We start from the raw sequence: 8,366 nt of genomic DNA, 5'->3' as shown, positions 1-8,366 counted from the left end.
AGCCGGTGCTCAACCACCGCCTGATCCTCAATTACCAGGCGCGGCTCGATCAGGTCACGACATCGGCGCTGTCGCAGGAACTGGCGGAGGCGCTCGACCCGGCCGGAATGCGGCTGCCGCAGGGGGTGGAGGTGAAGGCGTGAGCGAATACCTGATCCGCAATCCGTTGTATCTGAAACAGGTCCAGCACCGATGGCTGGCCGGGGCGCTGGTGGTGGTGTTCGCAGCGGGGTTGGCCGCAGCCCAGGGTTCAGCGCTGCCGGGCGGGTTGACCTTCACGGACCTGACGCTCAGTCCGAACGTCTGGACGCACGGCGCTGTCGAGCGCCGCTTCGTGATTGAAAATCCCACACCGCAGACGCACACGGTGACCCTCGAAATCCCGGGCCGTATTTATTCGGGGTCAGAGGGACTGCATTCGCTGGCCGAAACGGTGGTGGTCGGCTCCGGCGCGCGAGCCGAGGTCTCCCTGATCCAACCCCCGGTGGGACTGGCCGGATCGGACACTGTGGACATTCGCGTCAGGGGCAAGCCGCGGGTCGAGCAGTCCACCCGTTCGCCCTCCTTCGAATCCTATTGGAACCGGCGCACGGCGCTGTCGGTATTCGTATCAAAAGGGCTTTCCGCCGAGGGGCTGAAGTCACGGCTGGCCGACTGCGCCCCGACTGCAGCAGGCCCCGGATATCGTCGAGGTCACTCTGTGCGGAGCGACTCCTCAGAGACTTTCGCAGCCGAGATGTTCACCCGCGAGAATCTGGACAATTTCAATCCCTTCCGTTTCGAGGGCGAAGGCGCGGGCTGGCCGAAAAACTGGCTGGCCTTCAGCGCATTCGACGGGTGCGTGATCGCCGCATCCGACTACGAAAAGATGCCCGCCGAGGCGCGCGAGGCGTTGCGGGCCTATGTGGCGGCCGGCGGCCGGGTCACCTTTGCGGGACTGAATGAGATACCCGACGGGTGGGCCGAGACCGGCGACCGGGCGGACCGGCCCCTGTCGGGCGAAGCGTATGTCGAGTCCCGGTACGGCTTTGGCGTCGTCTCCGCCACCAGCCACGGCGCGTTTGACGCCTTTCCGAGCAACACCCTCGTTCGGCTCTGCCACTCGTGGTATGCCGCCAGCTTCCCGCAGCTTTTCCGTAATAACGCCGACTCGTGCCTCACGGAAATCCCCGTGACAGCCAACATCCATGTTCCGGTCAACCGCTTCCTCCTCATCCTGCTGGCGTTCACGCTGATTGCAGGCCCCGGCGCGGTGGTCTTCACCGGTCGCGTCAACCGGCGGATCTGGCTGCTGGCGCTGGTGCCGGCCGTATCCATCCTGTTCAGCGCCGCGATCCTGGTCTACGCGCTCGTGTCAGAGGGGATCACACCCTCGCTGCGGCGGCAGTCCGTGACACTGCTCGACCAGCCGCAGCGGCGGGCGGTGACGCTCGGCGCGCTGGGGGTCTATGCACCGACCTCGCTCCGGGACGGGCTTCATTTCGACCGCGGAACCGAGGTGTCGCCGGTCTCAAGCGTGCAAGGGGGACGGATCGCGAGCGGACAGGACCAGCACTTTGTTCGGGGGTGGGTCACGCCGCGCCTGCCTGCGTTCTTCCGGCTGCGCAGGAGCGAAGAGCGTGTCGAGCGGCTGCTTGTCGAAGAACCGCGCGACGGCGAAACCGAGGTGGTCAACGCGCTGGGCGCGCCGATCCTGAGACTGCGGCTCTGCGACCGCGCCGGCCGGCTCTACGAAACGCGCGATTTAAAACCCGGGGAGAAGCGCGTGCTGGCTGAGGAGGGTCCGCGCGCGGCCGGCGCGCCGTCGGCCTACGACGGGCTGCGGTCTGCCGCAGCTTCGCCGCTCCCCGGCTGGGGACTGGCCGATCTGGTGGAGAAGCAGATGCTTAACCGACTCGACGAGCCCGGCCCCGGCACCTATGTGGCGGTGCTCGACGGCTGTCCGTTCCTGGAGAACCCCCTGGCCGGATCCCGGACCAAGGAGACATCGCGCGCCCTTGTGGCCGGAAAGTACTGAGGCGGTCATGTCCATTGAAATCAGCAATCTGGTGCGGCATTTCGGCAAGGTCAAGGCGGTGAACGGCGTCTCGTTCAGCTTCGGCATGGGCGAGGTGGTGGGATTTGTCGGCCCCAACGGCGCGGGCAAGACCACGACCCTGCGCATTCTCGCCACGCTCGACGAACCGACGGCGGGCGATGTGCTCATCGACGGCGTGTCGGTCTCGGACTTTCCCGAGGCGGGGCGGCGGCAGATCGGCTACATGCCCGACGCGCTGCCGGAACACGCCGACATGACGGCGCACGAATACGTGGACTTCTTCGGGCGCGCCTTCGGCTTTCGCGGCGCGGCGCTGCGCGACGCGGTGGGCGAAGTCGAGGCCTTCACCGGACTCGAACCCATCCGCGACAAGACCCTCAAGAGCCTCTCCAAGGGGATGAAGCAGCGCGTGAGCCTGGCGCGGGCGCTGGTCCACCGGCCGTCGCTGCTGGTGATGGACGAGCCGGCGAACGGCCTCGACCCGCGGGCGCGCATCGAGCTGCGCGAGCTGGTGCGGGCGTTCGCCGAGAGCGGCAAGGCCGTGCTGATCAGCTCGCACATCCTCTCCGAACTCGGCGAAATGTGTTCGAGCGTGGTGATCATCGAGCGCGGCGTGCTGGTCGGCAACGGCACGGTGGCGACTCTGGCGGGGGGCGGCCAGCCGACGCAGCGGGTGCTCGTGCGGGCGCTGGCCCCGGCGCCCGAGGCGCTGGCGAGGATCCTGCTCGAAATCCCCGGCGTGACGGCGGCGCAGGTCCGCGGCGACCGCTGCGCGGCGGAGACGGCCGCGGGCGGCGAGGCCGCCGCCGACATCCTGGCCGCGCTCATTCAGCGGGGCGTGCGCGTCGCCGAGTTCCGCCAGGAGCAGATCGGGCTGGAGGACGTGTTTATGCAGGTGACCCGGGGGGATTTGGCATGAGCGTGAGCGACGTGATCAATCCGGTGACGCTGAAGGAGCTGCGGCAGATGGTGCGCAGCCGGCTCGTGGCCGCGGGACTGATCGGCTTTCTGTCGGTGGCCTTCATCGCCGTGATGATCGTGCTGCTCAGCTCGCGCGAGAGCCTGCAGCAGGGCGTTGCCCTGGCCGCCCAGGGTCTCGGCAAGGAGGTGTTCCATGCGGTCTATTTCGTGCTGACGGTGCTGCTGCTGTTCTGCGCCCCCTTCTACGTGGGCATCCGCATGGCGGCGGAACGGAGCGGCGAGCATCTCGACCTGCAGTACACGACCATCCTGAAGCCGCGGCAGTTCGTGGACGGCAAGACGGCGGCGGCGTTCATCCTGATCCTCCTCTTCGCCGGCGCGGCGCTCCCCTTCCTGTCGCTCTCGTACCTGCTGCGCGGACTGGATGTCTTCCAGGCGCTGCTGGCGACACTGATGCTCATCTGCGTCGCCGTCTGCTGCGTGTACGAGGGCCTCTTCCTCGCCGCGGCCTCGACCTCGCGCGTGTTCCGGGTGATCATCCTGCTGCACGCGCTCGGCTTTCACGCCTCGCTGGTCGGCATGGTCAACGCCGGCGGCGCGGCGATGGTCTCGTTCGGCTCGCGCCTCTCGTTCGCGACGTGGTCCGACTGGGTGTGGCCGGGGCTGTTCGTTGCCGGCTGCGTCAGCGCCTGCCTGCTGCTGCGCGCGGCGATCACAGCGCTGATCATGCCGCCGCCCGCCAACCGCGCGCCCCCGGTGCGGTTCTGGTTCACGGGCGTGTGGCTCGCATGGGGCGGCATCGCCGGCGCCGCCGCGTGGCTCGACACGGAACTGGACTATGTCTATGCCTGGTCGATCGTGAGCATCTGCGTCACGGCGGTGCTCTCCGGCGTCTCCGCCTCGTTTGCGCCGGGCTACAGCAGACGGGTGCTGGGCGAGATCTCGCGCCATCGGCTGACGCGCATGCGCCAGTTCCTGTTTTTCTCAGGGGCGGAAAACGGGATGATCTGGGCGCTGCTGCCCGGCGCGCTTTCCGTGGGGATCGTGATCCTCTGCGAGAACAGCGGACTGCCGTGGTGCAAGGCCGGTGCGGACATGAATGCCGGCCGGTTGGCGGGCTTTCTGTTCTACCTGATCGCCTACGTCTGGTCGGTCCGCGCGCTGTGGCAGTTCGGCTTGCACCGATGGGTCACCTACCGCCTGGCGGGCGTCGTCGCGGTCGTGCTGATCATCCTCGGCTGGGCGCTGCCCGCCCTGGTCGCGCTGGGCGATGTGCAAACCGGTCGCGATGCGGCCTGGCTCTTTGGCAATGTGTTCGCCGTGTTCAGCGAGAAACAGCCGGAGATCGCGCCGCTGACGCTGGGCGCCGGACTCTGGGCCGCGATGGCCGTGGCGGCCAACCTGCCGGGGCTGAGCGCCGCCCTGCTGCGCTTCGCGCCGAGAACGGCGGACGCCTCCGCCAAGACTCCGCCGCCGCTGGCGCCGGGCGCCTGAGAGGACGGGACGCATGGCCAATCCAACGACGCAGCGGGAGAGCCTTCTGGCCGGACAGGCGCTCGGCCTGCGCTATCGTCTGGCGCTCCCGCGCGCGGCCCTGCGCGGCCGCAACGGCGTGCGGCTCGGCGTGCAGGCGGGCGCGTCGCTCGATTTCCATGACTACCGCGACTACCATCCCGGCGACGATCTGCGCCACCTCGACTGGGGCGTCTACGCCCGCAGCGACAAGGAGGTCGTCCGGCTCTTCCGCGAGGAGGTGGCGCCGCATCTGGATCTGGTGCTCGACTGCTCGCGCTCGATGCGGCTGGAGGGCACGGCCAAGGCCGCCGCCGCCGTCTCGCTGGCCGCCGCCTGCGCGGCGGCGGCGGACAACGCGCAGTGCAGCCACACGGTCTGGCTCGCGGGGGAGCGGGTGGAGGAACTCACCGGTTCGCGCCACGATCCGGCCGTGTGGCGGGAGCCGGACTTCGACGCGGCCGTCTCGCCCGACGCCGCCCTCCTGAACGCCCCTCCCGCGTGGCGGCGGCACGGGGTGCGCGTGCTGATCAGCGATCTGCTCTGGCCCGCCGAACCGGCCGCCGTGCTGCGGCGGCTGGCCGACGGCGCGGCGGCGCTCACCGTCATCCAGCTTCTGGCGCGCGAGGAGGAGGCGCCCGATTGGCGCGGTCCGCACCGGCTGGAGGATGTCGAGACGGGCGGACGGGCCGACCTGCTGATCGATGCCGCGGCCTGCGCGGCGTATGGCGCGGCGCTGGCGCGTCTCCGCGACGGCTGGAGCACCGCCTGCCGCGGGTGCGGCGCGGCGTTCGCGCCGGTCACCGCGGAACGGATGGCCGCCGGCGGCCGGCTCGCCGCGCTGGAAACCTGCGGACTGCTGGAGGCCGTGTAGCATGGTGTTCGCCTTTCCATACGCGCTGGCGGGAGTGGCGGCGCTGGCCGGTCTGGTGGCGGTCTACACCTTTCGCGCCCGCTTCCGGCGGCGTCCGGTGTCGAGCCTGATGCTGTGGCGGCAGACGATCCGGCCGAGTCGGGGCGGGCTGCACCGCGACCGCCTCCGCCTGCCGCCGCTGTTCTACCTTGAACTGGCCGCGCTGGCGGCGCTGGTGGCGGCGGCGATCGGACCGCACGTGCTGCGGCCCGGGCTGGGCGCGTTAACGGTGGTGTGCGACACCTCGGTCTCCATGACGGCGCGCGACGCCTCCGGGGCGTCGGCGCAGGATCGGGCCGTGCGGGCGTTGCGGGCCGACGTGCGCCGCGGCCGCTATGCGCGCGTGCGGCTGATCCTCGCCGGCGCGAACGGACCCGAACCGGCCGGAACCGTGCCACCCGCCCAGGCGGCGGCGCGGCTCGCAGAGACGGCCTGCCTCGGGCCGTCCGACACCCTGGAGGCGTCCCTGGCCCGCGCCTGCGAACTGTCGGAAAAGACCGACGAGGTGCTCGTCCTCACCGACCGGCCGCCGCCCGCCGGCGACACGCTGCGGCCCGGCGTGCGCTGGCTGTCCTTCGGCTCGATCGAGGCCAACACGGGCATCACCTATGCCGACCGCTCGCCGCGCGAAGGGGGCACGGAGGCGCTTCTGGTCGAGGTCGCCGGCTTTGGCCGCCCGGAGGGGACGCGCGCGCCGCTGCGTATCACGGCCCGCGCGCCGGACGGCGAGCGGACGCTGTTCGAGGGCGTGGTGGACCTCGGCCACGGCGGACGCGGCAGGCTGACGCTGGATCTGCCCCCCGGCACGCCCGCGCTGGCGATCACGCTGCAGCCCGACGCCCTCGATACCGACAACCGCGCGCTGCTGCTGCCCGACACGCCCCGCCCCGTCGCATCCGCCGTGCGGATTGCCGACGCCGCCCTGCGGCGAACCGTGGAACGCGCGCTGGCGGCGACGGGGCGGTTTCGCGCGGATGCATCCGAGCCGCAGATCATTTTCACCGATCATCCGGCGAATGACAGCGGCGCACCGGCGGCCCCCTGGCAGGTGGTTTTCACGGCTCCAGCAGCGCCGCGCTTGGTGCGCGGCCCCTACCTGGCCGACCGCTCGCATCCGCTGCTCGAAGGTCTCTCCTTCGACGGTCTGGTGTGGCCGGCGGGAACCAACGCCCTTCCCGGACGTGTCCTGCTGTTTGCCGGTTCCGCGCCGCTGCTGAGCGTCGACGCGCCCCCGCGCCGGGCGCCGGTGATTCACCTCGTCACCACGGGCGCCGGCGACGCCCTCTACCGGACGGCGGCCTGGCCCGCGCTGATCTGGAACCTGGCGCAGGCCTGCGCCGAGGCGCAGCCCGGACCGGCCTCGCGGAACCTCCGCGCCGGCGTGACGGCGCCCTTCATGGCGGGGCGCGGCGCGACCGAGGCGGTGTTCGAAACCCCCGGCGGCACGCTGACCCTGCGGACGCACGCGGGCCGCGCCATCTGGGCGCCGCCGGTTCCCGGCCTTTACCGGATGATGCTGCCCGGCGGCAAATCCGAGCCATTCGCCGTCAACCTGTTCGCTCCGGGCGAATCCGATCTGCGCGGCCGGATGACTGGCCGCTGGTCCGGCGTCCAGGACGGGGAACGGCTTCAACGCACCCACCGCTCCTTCGCCTGGCTTCCCGGCCTCGCGGCGCTGCTGCTGGCCGGCATCCATCACGGCGTGCTGGGGCGGAAGATCAGCGACACTGTTGCAGCCCCAGACAGAACGTGACGGTAACCATGCCCACACTCCTCCAACCCGTGCTCATTTTGCTCGCGCTGCCCTGTCTGGCGGCGCTGTGGGTGTGGCGGATTCCGGGCCGCTTCCTCACCCCGCTGCGAGCGTGCGTGTATGGCGCCGTCGTGCTCGCGCTCGCCGAGCCGACCCTGCTGCTGCGGCGCGGCGGCGGGACGGTGATCGTGGTGGCCGACCGCAGCGCCTCGCTGCCGCCGGGCGCGGCGGCCCGGCAACTGGCGCTGATCCAGACCGTGCAGGGGCGCCGCCACGCCGAGGACCGCCTCGGCGTCGTCTCGTTCGCCACACGCGCAGCGGTGGAGCATCAGCCCCAAACCACGGCCTTCGGGGGCTTTCTGACGGCGCATGACCCCGACGCCTCCAATCTCGCCGACGCCCTCCAGGCGGCGTTCTCGCTGATCCCGCCCGGCGCGCCGGGGCGCGTGCTGGTCCTTTCCGACGGCCGGTTCACCGGACGCGATCCGCAGGAGGCGGCCGGGGTGGCGGCCGCGCGCGGCGTCGCCCTCGATTACCGCCTGCAGACGCGCGGCGCGGCGGGAGACACGGCCGTGGCGCGCGTCGATGCGCCGCAGGAAATACGCGCGGGCGAGGCGCTGCTGGTCACGGCGTGGGTGGATTCGCCAATTGAGCAGGAGGCATCTTTCACGTTGCGGCGCGGCGCGACGGTGATCGCGCAGGGCGCGCGCCGCCTGCCGCGCGGACTCTCCCCGCTCGTCATCCGCGACCTGCCCGAGACAGGCGGCGGCACCGTGCGCGGGTATGCCCTGACGGTTGACGGCGAGGGGTCCGATCCGGTGCCCGAAAACAACACGGCCCGTTTCCTGGTGCGCGTGGCGGGCGGCAAACCGCTGGCCTGTGTGACCGCGGGCCCGGGATCACGACTGCCCGATCTGCTCGCAGCGGGTGGCGTCGAGGTGGAGGTTTGCGCGCCCGAGGCGCTGGGCGATGGCCTGGAGGCGCTCGCGGGCTATGCGGGTGTCGTGATCGAAAACACCCGAGCGGACCGTCTCGGCGCGGGCGCGCTGCAGATGATCGAGGCCTGGGTGCGCCACGCGGGCGGCGGTCTGCTGCTGACCGGCGGCCGCAACGCCTTCGGCCTGGGCGGTTATTACCGCTCGGCGCTCGAACCCGCGCTGCCGGTGACAATGGAACTGCGCCGCGAACACCGGAAGTTCTCCATGGCCATCGTCGTGGCGCTCGACCGG

The 8,366-nt window shown here is 71.0% G+C and carries 6 protein-coding genes; all 6 read left to right on the top strand.

Going from position 1 to position 8,366, the window contains the following annotated elements; translation table 11 throughout:
• Nucleotides 1-139: 139 nt before the first annotated feature.
• A complete protein-coding gene (locus FJ222_10840) occupies nt 140-2,017 on the top strand; it encodes a hypothetical protein (protein ID MBM4164915.1) in 1,878 nt (625 codons plus the stop codon).
• Nucleotides 2,018-2,024: 7 nt separating this feature from the next.
• Nucleotides 2,025-2,957 (top strand): ABC transporter ATP-binding protein, encoded by a 933-nt coding sequence (locus FJ222_10835; GenBank protein MBM4164914.1) that lies wholly within the window; start codon nt 2,025-2,027, stop codon nt 2,955-2,957.
• A complete protein-coding gene (locus FJ222_10830) occupies nt 2,954-4,453 on the top strand; it encodes a hypothetical protein (protein MBM4164913.1) in 1,500 nt (499 codons plus the stop codon). Before FJ222_10835 ends, FJ222_10830 begins: the two co-directional genes overlap by 4 nt.
• 13 nt (nt 4,454-4,466) lie before the next feature.
• Nucleotides 4,467-5,345: a DUF58 domain-containing protein gene (locus FJ222_10825; protein MBM4164912.1), complete on the top strand. Its 879-nt coding sequence runs from the start codon at nt 4,467-4,469 to the stop codon at nt 5,343-5,345.
• Complete coding sequence (locus tag FJ222_10820) at nt 5,176-7,137, top strand: hypothetical protein (protein MBM4164911.1); 1,962 nt, start codon at nt 5,176-5,178, stop codon at nt 7,135-7,137. Before FJ222_10825 ends, FJ222_10820 begins: the two co-directional genes overlap by 170 nt.
• 8 nt (nt 7,138-7,145) lie before the next feature.
• On the top strand, nt 7,146-8,366 hold a 1,221-nt coding region (locus FJ222_10815; protein ID MBM4164910.1), incomplete at its 3' end, for a VWA domain-containing protein.

Source organism: Lentisphaerota bacterium (genome assembly GCA_016873675.1).
Classification (GTDB): Bacteria; Verrucomicrobiota; Kiritimatiellia; order RFP12; family JAAYNR01; genus VGWG01.
The sequence above is the reverse complement of the archived record's forward strand: the minus strand, read 5'-3'. Positions and strand labels throughout refer to the sequence as shown.

Bases quoted from the DNA above. Each gene is read 5' to 3' on its own strand.
- FJ222_10835 (MBM4164914.1), top strand. From the start codon at position 2,025: ATGTCCATTGAAATCAGCAATCTGGTGCGGCATTTCGGCAAGGTCAAG.
- FJ222_10830 (MBM4164913.1), top strand. From the start codon at position 2,954: ATGAGCGTGAGCGACGTGATCAATCCGGTGACGCTGAAGGAGCTGCGG.
- FJ222_10825 (MBM4164912.1), top strand. From the start codon at position 4,467: ATGGCCAATCCAACGACGCAGCGGGAGAGCCTTCTGGCCGGACAGGCG.
- FJ222_10820 (MBM4164911.1), top strand. From the start codon at position 5,176: ATGCCGCGGCCTGCGCGGCGTATGGCGCGGCGCTGGCGCGTCTCCGCG.